Source organism: Streptomyces flaveolus (genome assembly GCF_000716535.1).
GTDB lineage: Bacteria > Actinomycetota > Actinomycetes > Streptomycetales > Streptomycetaceae > Streptomyces > Streptomyces flaveolus_A.
The window spans coordinates 206,183-226,252 of the sequence record NZ_JNWV01000006.1 but is presented as its reverse complement, the minus strand read 5'-3'; the positions used below and the strand labels follow the sequence as shown (position 1 = coordinate 226,252).

At 73.3% G+C, this 20,070-nt stretch carries 21 protein-coding genes and 2 pseudogenes; 10 read left to right on the top strand and 13 right to left on the bottom strand.

Annotation, left to right across the window (positions count from 1 at the left end):
* Positions 1–26 precede the first annotated feature (26 nt).
* The gene (locus tag OO52_RS07605) at positions 27–590 is read right to left on the bottom strand and encodes a carboxymuconolactone decarboxylase family protein (protein WP_037628799.1); all 564 of its coding nucleotides are present in this window, start codon (positions 588–590) and stop codon (positions 27–29) included.
* A gap of 46 nt (positions 591–636) precedes the next feature.
* Here OO52_RS07605 and OO52_RS07600 point away from each other — a divergent pair, with 46 nt between their 5' ends.
* Positions 637–2,076: a PLP-dependent aminotransferase family protein gene (locus OO52_RS07600; RefSeq protein WP_030642278.1), complete on the top strand. Its 1,440-nt coding sequence runs from the start codon at positions 637–639 to the stop codon at positions 2,074–2,076.
* Positions 2,077–2,115: 39 nt separating this feature from the next.
* Here OO52_RS07600 and OO52_RS07595 read toward each other — a convergent pair whose 3' ends face one another.
* The 3 genes from OO52_RS07595 to OO52_RS07585 all read right to left on the bottom strand — a co-directional run bounded on the left by OO52_RS07595 (position 2,116) and on the right by OO52_RS07585 (position 4,127).
* On the bottom strand, positions 2,116–2,925 hold the full coding sequence (locus OO52_RS07595) for an SAM-dependent methyltransferase (protein WP_030642276.1): 810 nt from the start codon (positions 2,923–2,925) through the stop codon (positions 2,116–2,118).
* Positions 2,926–3,011: 86 nt separating this feature from the next.
* Positions 3,012–3,266 carry a DUF397 domain-containing protein gene (locus tag OO52_RS07590; RefSeq protein WP_030642274.1) on the bottom strand — a complete coding sequence of 85 codons (255 nt, stop codon included), beginning with the start codon at positions 3,264–3,266 and terminating at the stop codon, positions 3,012–3,014.
* Positions 3,267–4,127 carry a helix-turn-helix domain-containing protein gene (locus OO52_RS07585; RefSeq protein WP_030642272.1) on the bottom strand — a complete coding sequence of 287 codons (861 nt, stop codon included), beginning with the start codon at positions 4,125–4,127 and terminating at the stop codon, positions 3,267–3,269.
* A gap of 203 nt (positions 4,128–4,330) precedes the next feature.
* Here OO52_RS07585 and OO52_RS51985 point away from each other — a divergent pair.
* The 4 genes and pseudogenes from OO52_RS51985 to OO52_RS07570 form a co-directional block, all read left to right on the top strand.
* Positions 4,331–4,993 (top strand): annotated as a pseudogene (locus OO52_RS51985) (ATP-binding protein); the annotation flags it as partial.
* A 572-nt stretch (positions 4,994–5,565) separates the two neighbouring features.
* The gene (locus OO52_RS07575; protein ID WP_037628796.1) at positions 5,566–6,015 is read left to right on the top strand and encodes a hypothetical protein; all 450 of its coding nucleotides are present in this window, start codon (positions 5,566–5,568) and stop codon (positions 6,013–6,015) included.
* A 267-nt stretch (positions 6,016–6,282) separates the two neighbouring features.
* Positions 6,283–6,582 carry a hypothetical protein gene (locus OO52_RS51400; protein ID WP_167347896.1) on the top strand — a complete coding sequence of 100 codons (300 nt, stop codon included), beginning with the start codon at positions 6,283–6,285 and terminating at the stop codon, positions 6,580–6,582.
* Positions 6,471–6,761 (top strand): annotated as a pseudogene (locus OO52_RS07570) (ABC transporter ATP-binding protein); the annotation flags it as partial. The gene OO52_RS51400 and the pseudogene OO52_RS07570, both read left to right, overlap by 112 nt.
* Before the next feature lie 14 nt (positions 6,762–6,775).
* Here the strand turns inward: OO52_RS07570 and OO52_RS51395 are convergent.
* The 3 genes from OO52_RS51395 to OO52_RS07560 all read right to left on the bottom strand — a co-directional run bounded on the left by OO52_RS51395 (position 6,776) and on the right by OO52_RS07560 (position 9,328).
* Positions 6,776–6,952: a hypothetical protein gene (locus OO52_RS51395; RefSeq protein ID WP_167347898.1), complete on the bottom strand. Its 177-nt coding sequence runs from the start codon at positions 6,950–6,952 to the stop codon at positions 6,776–6,778.
* A 195-nt stretch (positions 6,953–7,147) separates the two neighbouring features.
* On the bottom strand, positions 7,148–7,828 hold the full coding sequence (locus OO52_RS07565; protein ID WP_030642264.1) for a DUF899 domain-containing protein: 681 nt from the start codon (positions 7,826–7,828) through the stop codon (positions 7,148–7,150).
* 117 nt (positions 7,829–7,945) lie between these two features.
* Positions 7,946–9,328, bottom strand: a complete 1,383-nt coding sequence (locus OO52_RS07560) for an amidohydrolase (protein WP_030642262.1) — start codon at positions 9,326–9,328, stop codon at positions 7,946–7,948.
* A 196-nt stretch (positions 9,329–9,524) separates the two neighbouring features.
* Between OO52_RS07560 and OO52_RS07555 the strand changes: the two genes are divergently transcribed.
* On the top strand, positions 9,525–10,475 hold the full coding sequence (locus OO52_RS07555) for an endonuclease/exonuclease/phosphatase family protein (protein ID WP_030642260.1): 951 nt from the start codon (positions 9,525–9,527) through the stop codon (positions 10,473–10,475).
* A 22-nt stretch (positions 10,476–10,497) separates the two neighbouring features.
* On the opposite strand, the gene OO52_RS07550 is transcribed toward OO52_RS07555, so the two are convergent.
* Positions 10,498–12,357 carry an FUSC family protein gene (locus tag OO52_RS07550; RefSeq protein WP_030642258.1) on the bottom strand — a complete coding sequence of 620 codons (1,860 nt, stop codon included), beginning with the start codon at positions 12,355–12,357 and terminating at the stop codon, positions 10,498–10,500.
* A gap of 128 nt (positions 12,358–12,485) precedes the next feature.
* On the bottom strand, positions 12,486–13,253 hold the full coding sequence (locus OO52_RS07545) for a nucleotidyltransferase family protein (RefSeq protein ID WP_030642256.1): 768 nt from the start codon (positions 13,251–13,253) through the stop codon (positions 12,486–12,488).
* 192 nt (positions 13,254–13,445) lie between these two features.
* Here OO52_RS07545 and OO52_RS07540 point away from each other — a divergent pair, with 192 nt between their 5' ends.
* Positions 13,446–13,865, top strand: a complete 420-nt coding sequence (locus OO52_RS07540) for a RidA family protein (RefSeq protein ID WP_030642254.1) — start codon at positions 13,446–13,448, stop codon at positions 13,863–13,865.
* Positions 13,862–14,317: a GNAT family N-acetyltransferase gene (locus OO52_RS07535; RefSeq protein ID WP_030642252.1), complete on the top strand. Its 456-nt coding sequence runs from the start codon at positions 13,862–13,864 to the stop codon at positions 14,315–14,317. The genes OO52_RS07540 and OO52_RS07535 overlap by 4 nt, the downstream gene beginning before the upstream one ends.
* A gap of 102 nt (positions 14,318–14,419) precedes the next feature.
* Here OO52_RS07535 and OO52_RS07530 read toward each other — a convergent pair whose 3' ends face one another.
* Complete coding sequence (locus OO52_RS07530) at positions 14,420–15,142, bottom strand: aspartate/glutamate racemase family protein (protein ID WP_030642250.1); 723 nt, start codon at positions 15,140–15,142, stop codon at positions 14,420–14,422.
* A gap of 4 nt (positions 15,143–15,146) precedes the next feature.
* Complete coding sequence (locus tag OO52_RS07525; RefSeq protein ID WP_030642248.1) at positions 15,147–16,604, bottom strand: NCS1 family nucleobase:cation symporter-1; 1,458 nt, start codon at positions 16,602–16,604, stop codon at positions 15,147–15,149.
* A 167-nt stretch (positions 16,605–16,771) separates the two neighbouring features.
* Between OO52_RS07525 and OO52_RS07520 the strand changes: the two genes are divergently transcribed.
* Positions 16,772–17,479 carry a GntR family transcriptional regulator gene (locus tag OO52_RS07520; RefSeq protein WP_030642246.1) on the top strand — a complete coding sequence of 236 codons (708 nt, stop codon included), beginning with the start codon at positions 16,772–16,774 and terminating at the stop codon, positions 17,477–17,479.
* A gap of 25 nt (positions 17,480–17,504) precedes the next feature.
* Here the strand turns inward: OO52_RS07520 and OO52_RS07515 are convergent, their stop codons facing one another.
* Complete coding sequence (locus OO52_RS07515; protein WP_030642243.1) at positions 17,505–18,200, bottom strand: uracil-DNA glycosylase; 696 nt, start codon at positions 18,198–18,200, stop codon at positions 17,505–17,507.
* Between the two features lie 435 nt (positions 18,201–18,635).
* On the opposite strand from OO52_RS07515, the gene OO52_RS07510 reads away from it, so the two are divergent.
* Positions 18,636–19,367 carry an RNA-binding S4 domain-containing protein gene (locus OO52_RS07510; protein WP_030642241.1) on the top strand — a complete coding sequence of 244 codons (732 nt, stop codon included), beginning with the start codon at positions 18,636–18,638 and terminating at the stop codon, positions 19,365–19,367.
* Positions 19,368–19,566: 199 nt separating this feature from the next.
* On the opposite strand, the gene OO52_RS07505 is transcribed toward OO52_RS07510, so the two are convergent.
* Positions 19,567–20,025, bottom strand: a complete 459-nt coding sequence (locus OO52_RS07505) for a DoxX family protein (RefSeq protein ID WP_030642239.1) — start codon at positions 20,023–20,025, stop codon at positions 19,567–19,569.
* Positions 20,026–20,070: the final 45 nt, after the last annotated feature.

Sequence of the window (20,070 nt, the reverse complement as noted above, 5' to 3'; positions counted from 1 at the left end):
GTCCGGGGCAGCGGTGGCAGCGGCCCTCAGGCGGCGGCGCGTTCGTCCGTGCCCGCGACCTTTCCCGTGGCCAGGGCCACGCGGTTCCACGTGTTGATCGTGAGGATCAGGGAGAGGACGTGGGCCAGTTCCTGGTCCTCGAAGTGGGCGGCGGCCTCGGCGTAGACGGCATCGGGTACGCCGCCGTCGGCGACCAGGGTCACGGCCTCCGTCAGGGCGAGGGCGGCCTGTTCCTTCGGGGTGAAGAAGTGCCGGGCCTCGCGCCAGACGGCGACCATGTGGAGCCGGTCCTCGTTCTCGCCGGCCTTGCGGGCGTCGTTGGTGTGCATGTGCAGGCAGTAGCCGCAGTGGTTGAGATGGGAGGCACGGATCTGGATCAGTTCGACCAGAGCCGGGTCGAGGCCCTGGCGGGCGGCGGCGTCGAAGCCGACGATCGCCCGGAACACCTTCGGGGCGGCCTTCGCGAAGTCCAGGCGGGTGCGGGTGGCCTCGGCCGTGGCGATGCCGTTCGGGAGGTCGACGGTGGAGGTGGCGGCGGTCGCGGTGGCCGTATTCGTCGTGGTCGTGGTCGTGGTCGTGTTCGTCGTCATGGCTTCAACCTAGGGGCCGAAAAGACCGACTGTAGGGTGCATTTGCATGACGGAATCGTGGGTCAATTCCGCGGAGCGGATCGGTGCGGATCTGCATCTGGAGCTGTCGGGACCGGGTGGCCGGCGGGTGGCGCTGACCAGTGCGCTGCGCGAGGCCGTGCGCAGCGGGCGACTGGCGCCGGGCACCCGGTTGCCGCCGTACCGGTCGCTCGCCGCGGACCTGGGGGTGGCCCGCAACACGGTGGCCGACGCGTACGCCGAGCTGGTCGCGGAGGGATGGCTGACCGCCCGGCAGGGTTCCGGGACGCGGGTGGCGGAGCGGGCCGAGCCGCTGCGGGACACCGTGCGAACGCCCGTCAGGGCACCTCTGCGCGCGCGTGGGCCGCGGCACGACCTGCGGCAGGGGGCTCCGGACGCGTCGGCCTTTCCGCGTGCGGCGTGGGCGGCCTCGTACCGCCGGGCGCTGCAGGCGGCGCCGAGCGAGGCGTTCGGGCCGGGCGATCCCGCCGGGCGCCGCGAGCTGCGCGAGACGCTGACGGACTATCTGGCTCGTGCCCGGGGGGTGCGTACCGAGCCGGACCGGATCGTGATCTGCTCGGGTTTCGCGCACGCGCTGCGGCTTCTCTTCGGCCGGGGCGCCCAGGGCGGACCGGGTGCGGGCGGGGTGCTGCGCGGTCCGCTGGGCGTGGAGGCGTACGGGCTGGGGTTCCACCGGGAACTGCTCGCCGCGGCGGGCGTCCGCACCGTGGCGCTGCCCCTGGACGAGCACGGGGCGCGGGTGGACGCGCTCGGGCGCGAGCGGGCCGTGCTGCTGACGCCCGCGCACCAGTTCCCGACCGGTGGCCCGCTGCACCCGGAGCGCCGGGCCGCGGTGATCGACTGGGCACGCGCGCGGGGGGCGGTGGTGCTGGAGGACGACTACGACGGCGAGTTCCGGTACGACCGCCGGCCCGTCGGCGCGTTGCAGGGGCTCGACCCGGAGCGGGTGATCCACATCGGGTCGGTCAGCAAGAGCCTGTCACCGGCGCTGCGGCTGGGCTGGATGGTCCTGCCGCGGCGGTACGTGGAACCGGTGCTGGCGGCGAAGGGCGAGCGGGAGGCGTGGGCGAGCCTGCTGGACCAGCTCGCGCTCGCGGACTTCGTCGCCTGTGGGTCGTACGACCGTCATGTGCGGCGTATGCGGCAGCGGTACCGGCGCAGGCGTGACCGGCTGGTCGCCGCGCTCGCCGAGCAGGCGCCGCGCGTCGAGGTGACGGGCATCGCGGCCGGGCTGCACGCGGTGCTGCGGCTGCCGCCCGGCACGGAGCGGTCGACGGTGAAGGCCGCGGCGTGGCAGGGCGTCGCCCTCGACGGTCTCGCCGCGTTCCGGCACCCGCGGAGTCCGACGGATGCCGGTGACGGCCTGGTGGTGGGGTACGCGGCCCCGGCCGAACACGCCTACGGGGCCGCACTGGAGGCGCTGTGCGGGGTGCTGCCGCCCGGGTGAGGGGTGATCCGCGCGGTGGGCCGGGGCGGGGATCCCGGCCTACGGCTTGCGCGCCACCGCCCCGTACCCCGGGATCACGCCGTCGTCCTGGCCCGGGACCGGTTCGCCCAGTTCGGGGTGCCACTTGTGGACGATCTCGACGCCGGGGTCGATCAGTTCGAGGCCGGCGAAGAAACGGGCGAACTCCTCGCGCGAGCGCAGGGCGAGGGTGACGCCGGCGGCCTTGAGCTTCTCGACGGCCGCCGCCGACTCCTCGGGGGTGAAGTCGGCCGTGGCGTGGGTCATCATCAGGTAGCTGCCGGACGGCAGGGCGGACAGCAGCCGGGAGACGAGGGCGTGCGCGCCTTCCTCGTCCGGGACGAAGTGCAGCAGGGCGACCAGGGAGAGGGCGACCGGCCGGTCCAGGTCCAGGATGCGCCGGGCGCCCTCGATGATCGCGTCCGGGTCGCGGACATCGGCCTGCAGGTACTCGGTGACGCCCTCCGGGGTGCTGCGCAGCAGGGCCGCGGCGTGGGCCAGCACGATCGGGTCGTTGTCGCAGTACACGACCCGGGCGTCGGGCGCGGTCCGCTGGGCGACCTGGTGCAGGTTCGGCTCGGTGGGTATGCCGGTGCCGATGTCCAGGAACTGCCGTACGCCCTGCTGGGCCAGCCACCGCGTGGCGCGGTGCATGAACGCACGGTTGACCCGGGCCATCACCGGCACCCGGGGGTCGAGGGCCAGCATCTGCCGGCCCATCGCCTCGTCGACGGGGTAGTTGTCCTTGCCGCCGAGATACCAGTCGTACATCCGGGCGGGATGCGGCTTGCTGGTGTCGATCTCGATGGCCGTCGGGTCCTGCCCTGTCATGCGGCACTCCGTAAGCGTCGGACGCGATGATTGATCAACTTGGTACCACGGTAAGGAACTTGCGTTAGAAACAACACACGCCGAAATCAGGACAGCAGGAAATCGGCCTCCCCCGCCTTGGCACCCTCTATGAACGCCGTCATCTCGTCGGTCGTGTAGATCAGGGCCGGCCCGTCCGGGTCGGTCGACTGGCGTACGGCGATCCGTCCGTCGGCCAGCTTCATCGCCTCCAGGCAGTTTCCGCCGTTGCCGCCGCTCCAGGGCTTGTGCCACCCCTCGCTGCCCAGCTCCCGCGCGGGCATGCCGTTGTAGACGCGTCCGCGCGGCTTGATGCGATCCATTCACAGCTCCTTGCGGAGATCCCGGAGGATCTCCTTCGTGCGTTGTGCCGTAGCGGCCTGCGCCGCCATGCGGTCCATGACCTCCAGGTGGGTCGCCACCTCGGTGCGCGCGTCCAGGTAGACGGCGCCGGTCAGGTACTCGCTGTAGACCATGTCCGGCAGTTCTGACATGGCAAATCGGAACAGCACGAAGGGCCCGTAGGTCCCCGGGTGCGGCCCGTTGGCGAACGGGGCGACCTGGAGCGTCACATGGGGCAGCTTCGTGGCCTCGAGCAACTTGTCGATCTGCGCGCGCATCACCTCCGGGCCGCCCACCGGGCGGCGCAGGACGGTCTCGTCCATCACCACCCAGAACCGGGGGGCGTCGGGACGGGTGAGCAGTTGCTGGCGTTGCATGCGCAGCGCGACATGCCGCTCGATGTCCTCGGGGCTCGTCTCGCCGACGGCACCGGACTTCAGCACCCCGCGCGCGTAGTCCTCGGTCTGGAGCAGGCCGGGGACGAAGTGCGGTTCGTAGGAGCGGATGAGGCTGGCCGCGCCCTCCAGGCTGACGTACATCGAGAACCAGCCCGGCAGGATGTCGTGGAACCGCTGCCACCAGCCGGGTTTGTTGGCCTCCTCGGCCAGTTGGACGAAGACCTCGGCCTCGTCGTCGGGAACGCCGTAGGCCTTCAGCAGCAGTTGGAGGTACGGGATTTTGAGGGAGACCTCGGCCATCTCCATGCGGCGGACGGTCGCGGGGGCGACGCGGAGGACGCGGGCGGCCTCCTCGCGCTTCAGTCCGGCGCGTTCCCGCAGGTCCAGCAGGCGCCGGCCGAGGACCACCTGGCCCACCGTCGGCGCGGACCGCGGTTCGCTCACGCTCCCACCTCCACCGAAAGTTTCCTGACAGCCCTGCGGCGCCATTCGAAGATTCATTCGAAGACCGGGCCGGACCTCCGACGACTCCAATTGGCGCCGCGCGACGTGCTGTTGCAAGCAGTCTGCCACGAGGCCTGACCGCGTCACACAGCACTCTGCAATTTTCAGAGTGACTCTTGCCAAGTGTCCATGGCAGGGAGATAGTGGCAGGCGTGATTCCGTCCGCGCCTTTAGGAACAGACGCCGCCGCAGACCGTTCCGGTCTCGGTGCCGATGGGGGTTCCCCCGCGCGAGCCGGTTCGAACGTGGGGGAGGCAGCGCCCTCCCAGGGGGGCACTGCCGAGCGCAGGTTCCGCTTCGAGCTGGCCGCACATCCAGGTTCCGTCGCCCAGGCCAGACGCCTGACGCAGGCTCGGCTGTCCGGCTGGGCAGTGTGCGCGGACACCTGTGACAGCGCTGCCCTGGTCATATCCGAGCTGGTCACCAACGCGATCGTGCACACCGCGAGCGACCGGGTCGTGTGCGAGCTGTACGACCACGACGACATGGTGCGCATAGCCGTACGTGACGAGGGCTGTGCTCCTGGCGAACCCCACCCGTCTCCGCAGCGACCTGACGAGGAGCACGGGAGGGGGTTGCTTCTCGTCGACGCGCTGTGCCGGGCCTGGGGGGCCCAGGAGCACGGCCCCGGACTGCTGGTCTGGGCCGAGCTGCCCCGCCGGAACGACGCCGCCGCCCCGGACACCGCCGAGCCGCGCGACGACCTGGGCTGGGGCGCCCGTCCCAAGCCGGGCCGTCCGGACGACTCCGACGACGACCAGCCGGCAGGCGCGAGTGGGCGGGTGGCGCCGGAGGAGCAGCGGGGTACGGCACCGGGGCAGCTCCGGCACACAGGTCCGCAGGGGCGTCGGGGCACGGCGTCGGAGCAGGGTGGGGACGCGGCCTGGGAGCACCACCGGGACGCCATGCCGGAGCAGCACAGGAACGCCGCCTCGAAGCAGGGCGGGGACGCTACCGGCGAGCAACACCGGGGCGCCGTACCGGAGCAGCACAGGGACGCCGCCTCGGAGCACCACCGGGGCGCGGCATCGGGGCAGCGCAAGAATGCTGCCTCGGAACACCACCAGGACGCCGTGCCGGTGCAGCAACGGTGGGCTCTTGAGCAGTACGGGCCGGGGGGGCCTGCGCTGTATGGGACGGGGATGCCCGGGCAGCCCGGAACACCGGGGCACCACGGGCGAGGAGAGCCGGAGCGTCATCGGCACCTCCCCGCCGGGCAACCGCTGCACCGGTTGCCCGAGCAGCACCGGTACGGGGCGGCGGAGCAGCACCTGTACGCCGCGCAGCCGGAGCAGTTCGCGCCGCAGGTTACGCGTCCCGGGGCACCGGAACAGCGCCCGCACGGTGTGCCGGGGCCGCATCCCTACGGAGAGCGGTCGTGACCGGCGCCGGGCGGCCCGGTGGCACCGGTGCCGGCCAGGAGCACGCCATCGGCCTGGACACCCTGGTACGACTGCAGCGCCGGCGCCCGACCCCGGATCCGGCCCACCGTCTGTCCCTGCCGGACGGCATGACGGCCCCGCTCGGCTGCGACGCCGTCGCCGTGCCCGACCGCCTCGGTCCGCTCGTCGTACCCCGGCTGCCACGGGTGGGGTGCGTGTACGCCGACGGCTCCCACTGGTGGTGGATCGTTCCGTCGGACTCCGACTACGCCCTGCCCTGGCCGGCCCCGGCCCACTACGCCGTCGGTGCCCTGGCCACCGGCACCGCCCGGCTGATCCATCGCCCGGAGGGCACGGTTCCGTACACCCCGCCGATCCCGCTGTACCTGGCCCTGTGCCGGGTGACGGGAACGGCTCCGGACTGGTCTCGGGCGGTCTCGGCGTAGCCGTCGCGACCGCCTGGGCGTAGCCGTCGCCGCCCAGGTTGCCGTCGGTGCCGTCCCAGCGCGCCCGTTTCCTCCACTCCCACAGCTTCGGCACCCAGCCCGCGCCCCCAGTCCCCGCCACGTCTCATCCGCCACCCCACACCCGCCCACCGCGCCGCTCACGCGGACCGTGCTCCCTCCGCGCCCCTCGTGCGTCTGCTCACGCCCTGCCGAGCCGGGGGTCCCGGCCGGAATAGTGGCCGTTCCGTCGGGGTCCGGGAGGTCACGGTGAGGAAGAAGCGGGAGGCTGCCGAGCCGGTGGTGTCGGCGTCGGAACGGCTGCTGTTCGGCGGGCCGCTGCGGTACGACATGGGTTGGAACCAGCACGCGGACGCCTTCCTCGCGCTGACCTTCCGGGCGATGATGACCCGGCTGCCCGGCATGCTGGCGTCCAGTCTCCGGCTGGCCCGGCAGGCGGACGCGCGGGCCGCGCGGACGAGCCGACGGCGGCGCTGGACGCGCGGGCCGAGCTGGAGGTGTTCGAGAAGATCCGGGCGCTGGCGGGCGGCGGGCAGACGGTCGTCCTGATCACCCACCGGCTGGCCTCGGTCCGGCACGCCGACCTGGTGCACGTGCTGGAGCACGGGCGCCTGGTGGAGTCCGGCACCCCTGAGGAGCTACTGACCAGGGGCGGTGTCTACGCGGAGCTGTACTCCCTCCAGGCGCAGCAGTTCACGGTGCGGGTGCCGGCGCCGAAGCCGGCCTGAGTCCCGCGGACCGGCTATTCGATCGCCTCGCCGCCGCGGACGATCACCAGGAACGTGTCCGTCGCGAGGTCCATGACGACCTCGGCGGGCAGGCCTTCGAGTCGCCGCGCGTGCGCGAATTCCTCCGCGGGCCAGGAGCCGCGGGGACCACCGGCGGGAAAGCGTTCGAGCACCGTTCGCCCGTTCACCATCTCGCACCTCCAGGAAGCGTCGTACGTGTAGGAGTTAACGCCCTGGAGAAGGCAAGCGGCTCGGTCAGTGACGGGACTGAGACATTGTCGACACCGGGTCGGCGCGGACCGTGAGGATCCGTTCACCTTGTGACACGAATCGCACGCTCCGTATCAACGTCTGCACACTTCGTGTCGGCATCCGCACCTTGCGCATCAGTAGTCGTACTCGTCGTGCAGCCGGAGCACCTCGCTCCCGGCCGGCCTGCGGCCCAGTGCGGTCAGGTCGAGCAGGGCCGAGGTGGTGCCCAGTCCGTCCAGCCCGTCGTCGTACACGGAGTAGGTGTGGAAGACGCGGTCGTGGTCGCGCAGGAAGCAACTGAGACCCGGGCGCTCCACCAGCTCGCCGCCCGACTCGACGGTGGCCTCGAAGTCACGGTTGAAGTCGCGGACGGAATCGCGGTCGCCGTCGCCGTCGTCGCCGCTGTGCGCCGAGGAGTACCAGGGCACCGCCCACCCCATCCGCGCCTTGAACGGCAGGATCCGGGTGAACGGTGCCCGGGAGACGGCCGCGAAGGAGGTGTTCCGGGCGCGCAGGTGGGCGAGGTGGCCGACCTGGTCCAGGAAGGCCGCGCAGCACGGGCAGCCAGTCTCCCACTCCGGGGCGAACATGAAGTGGTGGACGACGAGCTGGGCCCGTCCCTCGAAGAGGTCCAGCAGGGTGGCCTTGCCGTCGCCGCCCTCGAAGACGTAGTCCGGGTCGACCTCGACCATGGGCAGCCGCCGCCGCTCGGCGCCCAGTACCTCGCGCGCCCGTCTGACCGCCTCCTCCTTGCGCAGCAACTCCTCGCGCGCCGCGCGCCACTGCTCGCGCGAGACGATCTCCGGGTGCGACATGGGCCCTCCTGTCCGACGGTCGGTTCAGGGTTGGTGACCGCCGACGGCAGCGGAACTCATCGCGGGGGACGGAGGATTTTTCGGCCAAGTCCCGCCCGGCATTCGGCCAGGAGCGGCTCAGGTGTCGTACTGCTGAAGGCGTCGCCCGTGGTCGCGTGCGGTCAGCGCGGGCAGCCGGTCCGTCAGCTCCCGTACGACCGCCGGTACGTCGAGCGTGAGCAGTTCGCGGTCTCTCATCAGCACGCGGCCGTCGACGACGGTCGTGCGGACGTCGGCGGCGCGGGCGCTGTGCACGAGGGTGGCGGCGAGGTCGTGCACCGGCTGGGTGTGCGGGCCGGTGAGGTCGACGAGGACGATGTCGGCGCGCCGGCCGGGCGCGAGGGTGCCGACCCGGTCGCCGAGCCCGACCGCGCGGGCGCTTAGCACCGTGGCGTGGTGCAGGGCCTGGCGGGAGGTCAGCCAGCGCGGGTCGCCCTCGGTGGACTTCTGGATCAGGGAGGTCAGCGCCATCGCCTCCCATACGTCGAGGGAGTTGTTGGAGGCGGCGCCGTCCGTGGCGAGGCCGACGGGGACGCCGGCCGCGCGCAGGGCCCGTACCGGGGTGGTCGTCGGCCAGGCGAACTTGAGGTAACCGCGGGGCGCGGTGGCCACGGCCGTACGGCCGCCCGTGCGGGCCAGCAGCGGCAGGTCCCGTTCCATGATTCCGGTGCCGTGGGCGATGAGGAGGTCGGTGTCGAGGAGTCCGGTGCGGTCCAGGATCTCGATGGGCGTACGGCCGTGCCGGGCGAGGCTGGTGTCGGTCTGGTCGCGGTTCTCGGCGGCGTGGATGTGCACGGGCAGGCCGTGCGCGCGGGCGAGTTCGGCGGTGGCGGTGAGGTCGGCGTCGGTGACGGTGTAGGGGGCGTGCGGGGCGAGGGCCGTGGTGATGCGGCCGTCGGCCGCGCCGCGCCGCCGGAGCGCGAACTCCAGTGACGCCTCGCGCGCCCGCGGCCCCTGGCTGGAGAAGAAGGTCGCGCCGAGGTGGGCGCGCAGGCCGCACTCGGCGACGACGGCGGCGACGGTGTCCATGTGGAAGTAGTGGTCGGCGAAGCAGGTCACCCCGCCCCGGATCATCTCGGCGCAGGCGAGCCGCGCCCCCAACTCCACGTCCCGCTCCGTGAGGTTGGTCTCCACGGGCCAGACGACGTCGTTGAACCACTCCTCGGTCGGCAGGTCCTCGGCGAGGCCGCGCAGGGCCACCATCGGTGCGTGCGTGTGGCAGTTGATCAGTCCGGGCAGCGCGATCTGCCCGGGCGCCTCGATCCGCGTGACGGCCGGCAGGTCCCGCACGGCGGCGGCCGTCGTCACCGCGTCGATCACGCCGTCGCGGACGACGATCGCGGCGTCCTGGCGGAATCCGATCCCTTCCCCGTCGCCCTCGTCCTGGTGGTGGACGAGGACCGTGCAGTCGGTGACGATCAGGTCGGCGGGAGCGGCGCTCAGGGGCCCAACGGCACTCATGAGTCCAACGTACGGCCCTGTCGTACCGCGATGTGAGCCAAACCACACATCCGGGTCACAGCCCTCGCGCGCGGCGCGCGGGGCGAGCACCCTGGCCTCATCACGGCCCGCCCGCGGCCCCTGTGCCCCTGTCGGGGCCCCTGCTCGGGGCCCCTGTCTGCTGGGCCCCTGTCCACGGCCCTCGAAAGGAGCCGGCATGCTCCTCGGCACCTGGAACCTGGAGAACCTCTACCGCCCCGGCGGCCCGTACGGCCCGCGCGACAAGGCCGCCTACGAGGCGAAACTCGCCGCGCTCGCCAGCGTGATCACCGCGCTCGACCCGTTACTGCTCGGCGTCCAGGAGGTCGGGGACCCGGACGCGCTCGCCGACCTGACCGGTCTGCTGGGCGGCGACTGGTACACGGCCCTGTCCACGCATCCCGACGGGCGCGGCATACGGGTCGGCTTCCTCGGCCGGACCGAGCTGCGTGTGGTCACCGACACGGCCGGCTTCCCGGCGCCGCTCCGCCCGGTGCAGTCGGACGACTCGGGTGCGACGGAGGCGGCGGCCGGCCGGGGGTTCCTGGCGGTGGCCACGGACACCGGGGCGGGTGAGCTGACGGTGGCGGTCGCGCACCTGAAGTCCAAGCTGCTCAGCTATCCCGGGAACCGTTTCCTCCCCCACGACGAGGGCGAACGGGCCCGCTACGGGGCGTACGCCCTGTACCGTCGCGCCGCCGAGGCCGCGGCCCTGCGGGCCCTCGCGGACGAGTTGCTGGCGGGCGAGGGCCGGACCCGGGACGTGGCCGTGCTCGGTGACCTCAACGACGAGGTGCCCGCCGCCACCACGCAGATGGTGCTCGGCCCGCCCGGCTCCGAGATCGGCACCCCCGGGTACGACCATCCGGACCAGGGCGACGCGGTACGGCTGTGGGACGTGGCCCCGCTGATACCGGCCGACCGCCGCTACTCGCGGATCGACTCCGGGCGCCGCGAGCTGATCGATCACGTCATGATCAGCCACCACCTGGCCCATCGGGTGACGGAGGCGGGCACCGGCCTGCCCGCCGACCCGCCACCCCACCTGCCGTCGATCGGCCCCGACCCCGCGGAACGCCGCGACACGCACGGCTCGGACCACGCTCCGGTGTGGATACGGGTGGCCTAGCCGGCCGAGCGGGCCGGTACGGCTAGGCGGCAGCCGGCGCGTGCACCGGTACCCGCATCCCCCGCCGCTCCAGCTCCCCCAGCGCGTCCCGGAGCTGGCGGAGGTGCCGGGGGGTGAGCCGGCCGGTCTCGTCGAGGTGCACGGCGCAGGCCGTGGTCGTGTCCACGAGCCGTTCCAGCACCTCGGCGACGGCGTCCGTGCCCTCGGTGTGCCGGGCGAGGGCGGGCAGTTCGGCGGCGGCGAGGGCGATGGCGGTCCGGGCCTCGGCGAGGGTCCGGTAGGCCTCCCGGCGCAGCGCCCACCGCTCGGCGCGGTCGCCGGACTCGCCGAGGACGTGCAGGAGATAGGCGTCGGCGGCGTTGCCGGCCGCCGTGAGCCGGGCCCGTACCCCGCCGCCCCGCTCCCCCGGCATCGGCAGGTGTCCCACGACCAGCACGAGCGCGCAGGCCAGCAGGGTCTCGCCGATCCGGCTGACCGACGCCTGCGGCTCCCCGCCGGCCATGACCAGGGCGAGGACGAGCACGGTGACGACGGCGGTGAGCGCCGCGAAGTGCCGGGTGGCGACCGGTATGACCGCACCGCAGACCGCCACCAGCGCGACCAGCCCGGCCGGGCGGGGCAGCAGCGCGGCGAGGCCGGCGAACACCAGGGCGCCGAGCACGGTCCCGGCGGCCCGGCACAGCACACGTGAGGCGAGCGGGCCGAGGTCGGGCTTGACGAGGAAGACGGCGGTGGCGGGCAGCCAGTACCAGTGCTCGTGCTGCCCGTACCAGCGGGTGTGGTGCAGGGCCTGGGCGATGGCGGCGCTGGCGCCGAAGCAGAGGGCGACGCGCAGCCCGTACTCGCGCCCGCCGGTGCCCAGGGCGGCCCGCAGGGCGTGCCGGAAGCCGCGGCGGCGGCCGAGCAGCCCGCGGTGGGCGCCCTCGCCCCGGTCGAAGGCGTCGGCGGCGCGGAGCAGGGCGTCGTCCAGGGCGCGCAGGGCGGGGGCCGACCGGTGCGGCGCGGGCAGCGGGCCGGTGCCGGTGTTGCCACGGACGGCGGCGGCGAGCCGCCGGGGGCCCTCGGCCGCCCGCGCCGGCACGGGTTCTCCCGCCCAGTACAGGGCGGTGGCGGCCTCGGCCAGGGGCAGGGCCGCCGCGAACCGGGCGTGCAGCCGGCGCTCGGCGGCGGAACCGGCGTACCGGCGCAGCCGGGGTCCGGCGAGGGCGTCCTGGGCGTGGTCGAGCGCGGCGGTCAGCGCGGCCCGCCGGGCGGTGGCGTGCTCCCCGCCCACGGCGTCGACGAGTGCGGCGATGGCGTCGTACACGTCGGCGACCGCGTCCCGCTCGCCGTCGAACCGGAAGTCACCGGCCAGCGAACCGGGGGTGGGCAGGGCCAGCCGCAGCGCCAGCAGCCAGCCGGCGCCGGCCAGGAAGGCCAGGGCCCGCTGCCAGCCGCTCTCGGCCGCGGGCATCCCGGCGCCGATGGCCGCGGCGACGAGCAGCTGTGTGCCGGCGGCGGAGGCGACGGGCCCGACGGCACTGATGCCGCCGGCGACCAGCCCCAGCGCGGTGAGCGCCAGGGTCAGCGGTACGGCGGCCAGGCCCTGTCCGGCGTACGTGCCGAGGAGCAGGCCCAGCGCCCCGGCGAGCGCGGGCACCCCGAGCCGCTTCACGGACGCGCGCCGGCTGCCGGGCCGGTCGTTGATGCCGGCGAGCATCGCACCGATCGCGGCGAGCACCCCGGAGGCCGTCTGCCCGCCGAGCATCCCGGCCGGCAACAACAGCCCGGCGGCGAGCGCCCCCCGGCACACGGCACTCCAGGGAACGGGACCGCGCTGAGCACGGAAGGCATGAGCGAGCCAGAGGGGTACAGCACGCCGCGACACGGGGCTCCTGTTCATACGAGGGCGGGGGTGGGCCTTCGGACGACGGTGGCCGGTGGAGGCACCTCCACGGTAGATCGCGTTCCCCACGCGAACGGCGCGCTCACGTTTCAGTCAGGTGAAAGGTGCCTGGGCCCGCGTTTTCTTTATGAACGCAACGCCTCGGTGATGATGTCCTCGGCTTCGGCCACGGCATCGGCCAGGGCGCCGGGCTCGGCCCGCAGCGCACCCACGACCGCGTCGATCCCCCGCAGCCCCGCCCGCTCCAGGAGGCGTTTCTCGTTGGTCACCCATTCGCCGTGGGCCGCGAGGACGGCGTGGGCGGACTGGGTGGCGGCTGTGGCCAGGGCGCCGGCGGTTTCGGTGAGGCGGGCGTGGGGGGCGTGGTTGGCCTTGGCGTAGGAGAGGGTGGCGCGGGCGGTGCCGGACCAGTGGTCGAAGGCCGTGCGGCGGAGGGCGGGTGGGTAGGTGGCCGGGCGCGGGAGGTCGCCGCGCAGGACCCGGTTGAGCGCCAGTTCGGCGACGATCAGGTAGGTGGGGATCCCGGCCAGGTGGAACAGCAGCGGCTCGACCCGGAAGCGGCCCTGCTCCGTCTCGGCCAGTTCGTGTGCGACGACGTCCAGGTCCCGGTAGTGCACGTCGACCCGTCGTCCGTCGATGGTCAGCCAGGCACCGCCGTTGAAGACGCCACCGCCCCAGCCGCCGAGGTCGGAGACCTCGCCCGGCCAGCCGAGCGCGCGCAGGTCGTCGGGGTCGAAGGGGCCCCGGTAGTAGACCGCCAGGTCCCAGTCGCTGTCCGGGCGGTGGGTGCCCTCGGCGCGGGAACCGCCGAGGGCCACGGCCCGCACGGTGGGCAGGGCGGCCAAGCGGTCGGCGGTGGTGGCGAGGAAGTCGGCGTCGGAGGACTGCGGCATGCCCTCAGCCTGGCGCAGCCACACCGAAGTCCGCCCCTGGAATTCCGGCGAGCACGGCGAATTCCGGCGAGCACGGGTGAAGGTGCCTGGGCGCCCGCGTAATTGGGATGCGGGCGGGGCCCAGGAGGTCCGATCATCGGAAAGTTGCCCGCCGACCGTTGTCGTTCACCGCCGTCCGAGGAGCCGATTTCCGTGATCCGGCGCGTCACCGCCCCCGCCCTCTTCCCTCCGCCCACCTACTCCCACGCCTCCGTCGTCGAGGCCGGCACGAAGCTCGCGTTCCTCGCCGGGTCCGTGCCGCTCGACGAGCGGGGAGAGATCGTCGGCCCCGGCGACCCCGTACGGCAGGCCGAGCGGGTGATCGCCAACCTGCGGGAACAACTCCGTGTCGTCGGAAGCGACTTGGAGCACGTGCTGTCGACGGACGTGTACGTCGTGAGCAGTGAGCCCTCGGTGCTGTCCGCGGTGTGGGAGGTGGTGGAGTCCTCGGGGCTGAGCACGGGCCCGCACTCCTCCACCCTGCTCGGCGTCGCCTGCCTCGGCTACACCGGTCAGTTGGTGGAGATCACGGCCACCGCCGTGGTGCCGGAGCGGACGGGAGACGACCGGTGACGGAATCGGTCGTACTGCGCCGCGCCGTCGCGGCGGACGCCCGCGCCGTCGCCGACGTCTATCTGCGCTCCTTCGACGCCGCGCTGCCGACGGTCGTCCGGCCGCACACCGACGACGAGGTCCGGGACTACATCCGGGATGTCGTGGTGCCGTTGCGGGAGACCTGGGTGGCCGAGGCGGCCGGGGCCGGGGTGGTCGGCCTGATGGTCCTGGACGGGGAGTCGCTGTCCCAGCTGTACCTGGACCCGCAGTGGCGGGGGCGGGGCATCGGGGACCGGTTCGTCGCGCTGGCCAAGGAACGCGGTCCCCGGGGCCTCAGCCTGTGGACCTTCCAGGTCAACAAGCCCGCCCACCGCTTCTACGAGCGGCACGGTTTCGTCGCCGCCGAGTACACGGACGGCAGCGGGAACGAGGAGCGGGAACCGGACGTCCGGTACGTCTGGCGTCCGTGACGTTCGCGCTCCCGTCCCCCTTTCCCTGTTCCCCGGCGTTGCGCCCGGTCTCCGTGACGGTCACGTCCGGTGCCCGGCGCCCCGGGAACCGTGGATGCCGGTTCACCCCGCCGGCCGCCCCCACACCCTGCCCTTCGGCAACGGCCGCGCATAGCCGCCCGCCCGGCTCGTCGTCAGTCCCAGCCCCACCAGCGACTCCGCGAGTCTGACCGCCGCCCCGACGCCGTCGACCACCGGCAGCCCGAGCTTCTCCCCCACCGCCCGTTGCAGCCCCGTCATCCCGGCGCAGCCCAGGACCAGGACCTCGGCGCCGGCCTCCCGGGCGCGTTCGGCGGCGGCCAGGAACGCCGACTCCGTGCGGGCCGGGTCCTGGGCGAGGTCGAGCACGCCGAGGCCGGTGCCGACGACGGCGGCGCAGTTGCGGGCCACGCCCGCCGTCTCCAGGCTGTCCTCGATCTGGCCGCAGGACCGGTCGAGGGTGGTGACGACGCCGTAGCGACGCCCGAGGAGACAGGCGAGGTGGGCCGCGGCCTCGGTGATGTCCACCACCGGTACGTCCACCAGCTCCCTCGCGCCCTCCCGCCCGTGCTCCCCGAACCCGGCCAGCACGACCGCGTCGTAGGCGGGACCGTCGTACGTCCGCAGCGCGTCGAGGACGGCCGCGGCGGACAGGTAGCTGTCCAGCCAGCCCTCGGCGGACTCGGGGCCCCAGGTGGGGGTCAGCCCGGCCACGGTGGTACCCGGCCCGGCCGCGGCACGGGCACCCCGGACGATCTCCTCCGTCATCTCCCGCGTGGTGTTGCAGTTGGTGACGATGATCCGCACGTCCTCAGCCCTCCTGCCCCGCCGCCGCGCGTTCCCGGCGGCACAGCGCCGCGTACACGCCGGCGGCGAGGGCCGTGCCGATGAACCAGGAGTAGGGGGAGACGTCACTGAAGCTGTGCAGGAGGGCGAGGACGGCCGCGACCGCGGCGGCCGGCAGGAACGCCCACAGCGCCTTGGGGTTGACCCCCTTGCGGTAGTGGTACGCCGCGCCGGGCCGGGCGTCGAACAGCGCGTCGACGTCGATCCGGCCGCGCTTGACCCAGTAGTAGTCGACCATGATCACGCCGAACAGCGGGCCCAGGAAGGCGCCGAGTCCGCCGAGGAAGTAGTTGACGACGGTCGGGTTGGAGAAGAGGTTCCAGGGGGTGACCACCAGGGCCGCCACCGTGCTGATCATGCCGCCGACCTTGAAGGTGATCTTCTGCGGCCAGACGTTGGCGAGGTCGTACGCCGGTGAGACGAAGTTGGCCACGATGTTGACGCCCATGGTGGCGATGGCGAAGGTCAGGGCTCCGATGACGAGCACCCAGGTGTTGCCCACCTTGGCGACCAGCTCGGCCGGGTCGGTGATGGCCTGCCCGAAGGCCTCCAGCGAGCCCGCCGTGACGATCACCGAGACCACCACGAACGCGGTGGAGTTGATCGGCAGTCCCCAGAAGTTGCCGCGCCGGACGGTCCGGTCGTCGGGCGCGAAGCGGGAGAAGTCGCAGAAGTTGAGCATCAGCGTGCCGTAGGTGGCGAGGATGAGCCCGATCGCCCCGAACCACTGGCGCCACTGCTCGCCGACGGAGACCGGGTGCGGGGTGGAGGTCAGCGAGATGCTCCAGTGGGCCTTGGCCAGGACCCACAGCGCCAGCGCGATCATCACCAGCCAGATCGCCGGACCGCAGAAGTCCTGGAACTTCCGCACCGACTCCATGCCCCGGCTGATGATCAGCGCCTGGAGGAGCCAGAGCGAGACGAAGGAGAGCCAGCCGAGCGCGTCCAGGCCGAGGAAGGAGTGGTGCGTCAGCGACTCCAGGTCCGGCCAGGCCGCCAGCAGCATCACGTTGACGGCGACGGAGGCCAGATAGGTCTGGATGCCGTACCACATGATGGCGATCACGGCCCGGATCAGCGCCGGGACGTTGGCACCCCAGACGCCGAAGCTGATGCGGCTGACCACCGGGAACGGCACGCCGTGCCGCTGGCCGATCCGGCCCATCCGGTTCATGCCGGCGTAGATCAGCACGAAGCCGACGAGGAGGGCGGTGAAGACCTGCCAGACGTTCATGCCGAGGACCAGCAGGCCGGCGGCGAAGGTGTAGTTGCCGAGGTTGTGGACGTCGGACATCCACATGGCGAACAGGTCGAAGACCTTCCAGTTCCGCTGCTTCGCGGGGGCGAGGTCCTCGTTGACGAGGCGGGGATCGGGGACGAACGCGGGAGCGCCGGTGGCTGCGGCGCGGTCGGCCAGGGACACGGGACCTCCATGGACGAGGGGACGGAGGACGGCGGCTCTCCTTGAGTGCCGGGCGAGCGCGTTTGGTATACCAAACTGCCGTCATGGTCCCGCCGTCAAGCGTCCGGACCGATGTCGTTGCCGTTACGGCCCCGTAAAAGTCCTCCGGTTTCGGCGAAGATGGGCCCATGACCCCGACGACGAGCCCCGGAAGGGCGAAGACCGAACCCCTGGGCGCGGTACGCGAACGCGTCCTGGCGAGCCTGCGGGAGGACATCATCTCCGGGCGCCTCGGCCCCGGTGACCGGCTCGTCGAGCGGGAACTGGCCGAGCGGTTCGGCGTCTCGCGGGTACCGGTGCGGGAAGCGATCCGCGCCCTGGTCGCCGAGGGGTTCGTCCTCTTCGAGTCGGCCCGCCGCACGGTCGTACGCCGGCTCACCCCCGCCGACGTCCGCGAACTGTTCGAACTGCGCGAGGCGTTGGAGGTCTACGCGGCCGGTCTCGCGGCGTCCCGGGCGACCCCCGAGGCACTGGCCGAACTGCGGGACCTGCTCGACCAGGCGGCCCGGGCGACGAAGGAGGACGACGCCGAGGCGATCACGGACATCAACACACGCTTCCACGACCGCGTCCTCGCCATGGCCGGCAACAGCCTGCTGATCTCCGTCATGGAACCGGTCGACGGCCGACTGCGCTGGCTCACCCGGCGGAACGAGGAGTGGCCTCAACTCCTCACCGAACACCGCGAGTTGTACGACGCCATCGCCTCCGGCGACCCCGACCGCGCCCGCACCCACGCCCTCGGCCACGTCCGCGCCAACTACCGCTCGACGGTACGGCACCTCTTCGGACCGGACCCGGCGGACGCCGCCGGCGCCGAGGCGGACGCCGGCTGAGGCACGCCCGCGTCCGCGAGCTGCCCTACGGCAGCCCGGCCGCCTCCGCCGCCGTGCGCAGCACCTCACGGAGCATGTCGGCGGTGAGCCGGCCGGTGAAGGTGTTGCGCTGGCTGACATGGAAGCAGCCGAAGAGGTCCAGGCCGTCGAGCGCGACCCGGGTGCCGTGCGCGAAGGCCGGGCGGGGGCGGGGCACGGTCCAGCCCGCCTCCGCGAACGCGGGCAGCGCGGCCTGCCAGCCGAAGGCGCCGAGCACGACCACGGCCCGCAGGGTCGGCCGGAGCAGCGTCAGCTCCTGGACCAGCCAGGGGCGGCAGGTGTCGCGCTCCCCCGGGGTCGGCTTGTTGGCGGGCGGCGCGCAGTGCACGGGCGCCGTGACCCGCGTGCCGTACAGCTCAAGCCCGTCGTCGGCGCTGACCGAGGTGGGCTGCGAGGCGAGCCCCACGTCGTACAGCGCCTGGTACAGCACGTCTCCCGAACGGTCCCCGGTGAACATACGGCCGGTGCGGTTGCCGCCGTGCGCGGCCGGGGCCAGCCCGATGATCGCCAGCCGTGCGTCGGCCGGCCCGAACCCGGGCACCGGCCGCCCCCAGTACGTCCAGTCGGCGAACGAAGCCCGCTTGGTACGAGCCACCTCCTCACGCCATCCGACCAGCCGGGGGCACGCCCGGCAGCCGGCGACGCGCCGGTCGAGCCGGGCGAGGGCGCTGCTGTCGTCCATACGGCCACGGTATGCCCTGGGAGGCCGTCGGCCGGGGGTGGGGCAAGGGAGGGCTGGGGGTGGGGTGACGGAGGGCTGAGGGTGGGGTGACGGAGGGCTGGGGTGCGGGGCCGAAACCGGCGCCGACACCGGCGCTGACACCGGGGCCGATGACCGGGGCCAGCCGGCCGTGGGGAGTCTTGCGCAGGGCGGGCCCGGGCGCGAGGCGGGCCGTCTGTCCGCCACCGGCCATGACCACGTACGTGGGCCGTCCCAGCGCTGACCAGGACGGGACCCGGGGCCTGGTCAGCAGCCGGTCCGGCACCGGCAACGCGGCCCCGCCCGTACCGGCTCGGCTCCGCTGGTGAGCCGCGGGGTGCGGGGTGCCCGGGGTGCCCGCCGTGGGTGCGGGAAAACGCTTCCGGGTCCGCGCGCCCGGAGCGTTAAGGTCGGTGCATGGCTACCGATGACGCGGACGAGAACGTGGACCGTGGGACCGTCGAGGGAACCGGCGAGCCGGGGGCAACCACCCCCGCCCCCGCCCCCGCCGACCAACCACTCGATCCCAAGATCGCCGCTGCCGTGGCCGCAGCCGAGGCCGCCGGACCCGCCAACGGCGAGACCGTCCGCATCGACAGCTGGATCTGGGCCGTCCGCCTGATCAAGACCCGCTCCCTCGGCGCCGCCGCCTGCCGGGGCGGGCATGTGCACGTGAACGGCGAGCGGGTGAAGCCCGCCTACTCCGTGCGCGTCGGCGACGAGGTACGACTGCGGCACGAGGGCCGGGAACGGGTCGTGATCGTCAAGCGTCTGATCCGCAAGCGGGTGGGCGCACCCGTGGCCGCCCAGTGCTTCATCGACAACTCCCCTCCGCCTCCGCCCCGCCAGGCCGTCGCCCCCGTCGGCCTCCGCGACCGCGGCACCGGCCGACCCACCAAGCGGGACCGCCGCGAACTGGAACGTCTCCGCGGCCTCAGCGGCCCGGCCATCCCCGCGGGCTTCCCCGGCTTGACCGAGCTGGGCGGCCCCGGCGGACCTGGCGGGTCCGGCGGCCGTGGCAGACGCGATGGCTCCGGTACTTCGGGCGGCCGCGGCGGCTCCGGTGGACGCGGGACCTCCGGCGGCTCGGGGGGCTCAGGCGGCTCGGGGGGCTCCGGCAACTCGGGAGGACGGTCGCGCGGGCGCTGAGCTGCCGAGACGGTACCCGCCCCACGCCTCGGGCTGACGCGACCACACCCGCACCACCCCGCCGACCCACAAGACCGCACCCACCCCAGACACTGAGCCACCGAGACCGCGCCCCTCCCACCCGGCCGGCCGGCTGACGAGACTGCCCCACCCCAGACCCCTTATCCCGGCGCCGGCACCGCCGCCGGCGGCACCCCCGTCACCGTCGGCCCAGCAGCCGCAGCAGTTCCCCGTTGTGTGCTCGGCGGGTCCAGGCGATCAGGGCGAGGGGGACGATCAGGATCAGCGGGGTCGCCGCGTTCTGGCCGTCGAATGCGGTGACCTGGACGATGAACGCCCCCACCATGAGCGCACTGAGGGCGATCGCCGCCACGGACTGCAGCACCGGGAGCAACAGCGCGATCGCTCCGGCGAGTTCGAGTGCACCGATGGTGTACATGGCCCCGCTGCCCCAGCCGATCCTGTCGAAGGACTCGACGGCCGTGGGGTGTGCCATGAGTTTGGGCAGGGCGCTCGCGATGCCGTAGAACAGCGCGAGCAGCACCTGCACCACACGCAGGGCGACCCGGGCTCCGCGCGCCCGGCCGGTGAGCGCGCCGTCGGCGACCACGGCGGGCTTCGTCGTCGTGGAGCTGACGGGGGCGATGGTTTCGGACATGAGGCTCTCCTGGTGAAGCGGTCCCGATTGCTGTCACCGAGGTAG

Bases quoted from the DNA above. Each gene is read 5' to 3' on its own strand.
- OO52_RS07605 (WP_037628799.1), bottom strand. From the start codon at position 590: ATGACGACGAACACGACCACGACCACGACCACGACGAATACGGCCACC.
- OO52_RS07600 (WP_030642278.1), top strand. From the start codon at position 637: ATGACGGAATCGTGGGTCAATTCCGCGGAGCGGATCGGTGCGGATCTG.
- OO52_RS07595 (WP_030642276.1), bottom strand. From the start codon at position 2,925: ATGACAGGGCAGGACCCGACGGCCATCGAGATCGACACCAGCAAGCCG.
- OO52_RS07590 (WP_030642274.1), bottom strand. From the start codon at position 3,266: ATGGATCGCATCAAGCCGCGCGGACGCGTCTACAACGGCATGCCCGCG.
- OO52_RS51395 (WP_167347898.1), bottom strand. From the start codon at position 6,952: ATGGTGAACGGGCGAACGGTGCTCGAACGCTTTCCCGCCGGTGGTCCC.
- OO52_RS07565 (WP_030642264.1), bottom strand. From the start codon at position 7,828: ATGTCGCACCCGGAGATCGTCTCGCGCGAGCAGTGGCGCGCGGCGCGC.
- OO52_RS07560 (WP_030642262.1), bottom strand. From the start codon at position 9,328: ATGAGTGCCGTTGGGCCCCTGAGCGCCGCTCCCGCCGACCTGATCGTC.
- OO52_RS07555 (WP_030642260.1), top strand. From the start codon at position 9,525: ATGCTCCTCGGCACCTGGAACCTGGAGAACCTCTACCGCCCCGGCGGC.
- OO52_RS07550 (WP_030642258.1), bottom strand. From the start codon at position 12,357: ATGAACAGGAGCCCCGTGTCGCGGCGTGCTGTACCCCTCTGGCTCGCT.
- OO52_RS07545 (WP_030642256.1), bottom strand. From the start codon at position 13,253: ATGCCGCAGTCCTCCGACGCCGACTTCCTCGCCACCACCGCCGACCGC.
- OO52_RS07520 (WP_030642246.1), top strand. From the start codon at position 16,772: ATGACCCCGACGACGAGCCCCGGAAGGGCGAAGACCGAACCCCTGGGC.
- OO52_RS07515 (WP_030642243.1), bottom strand. From the start codon at position 18,200: ATGGACGACAGCAGCGCCCTCGCCCGGCTCGACCGGCGCGTCGCCGGC.
- OO52_RS07510 (WP_030642241.1), top strand. From the start codon at position 18,636: ATGGCTACCGATGACGCGGACGAGAACGTGGACCGTGGGACCGTCGAG.
- OO52_RS07505 (WP_030642239.1), bottom strand. From the start codon at position 20,025: ATGTCCGAAACCATCGCCCCCGTCAGCTCCACGACGACGAAGCCCGCC.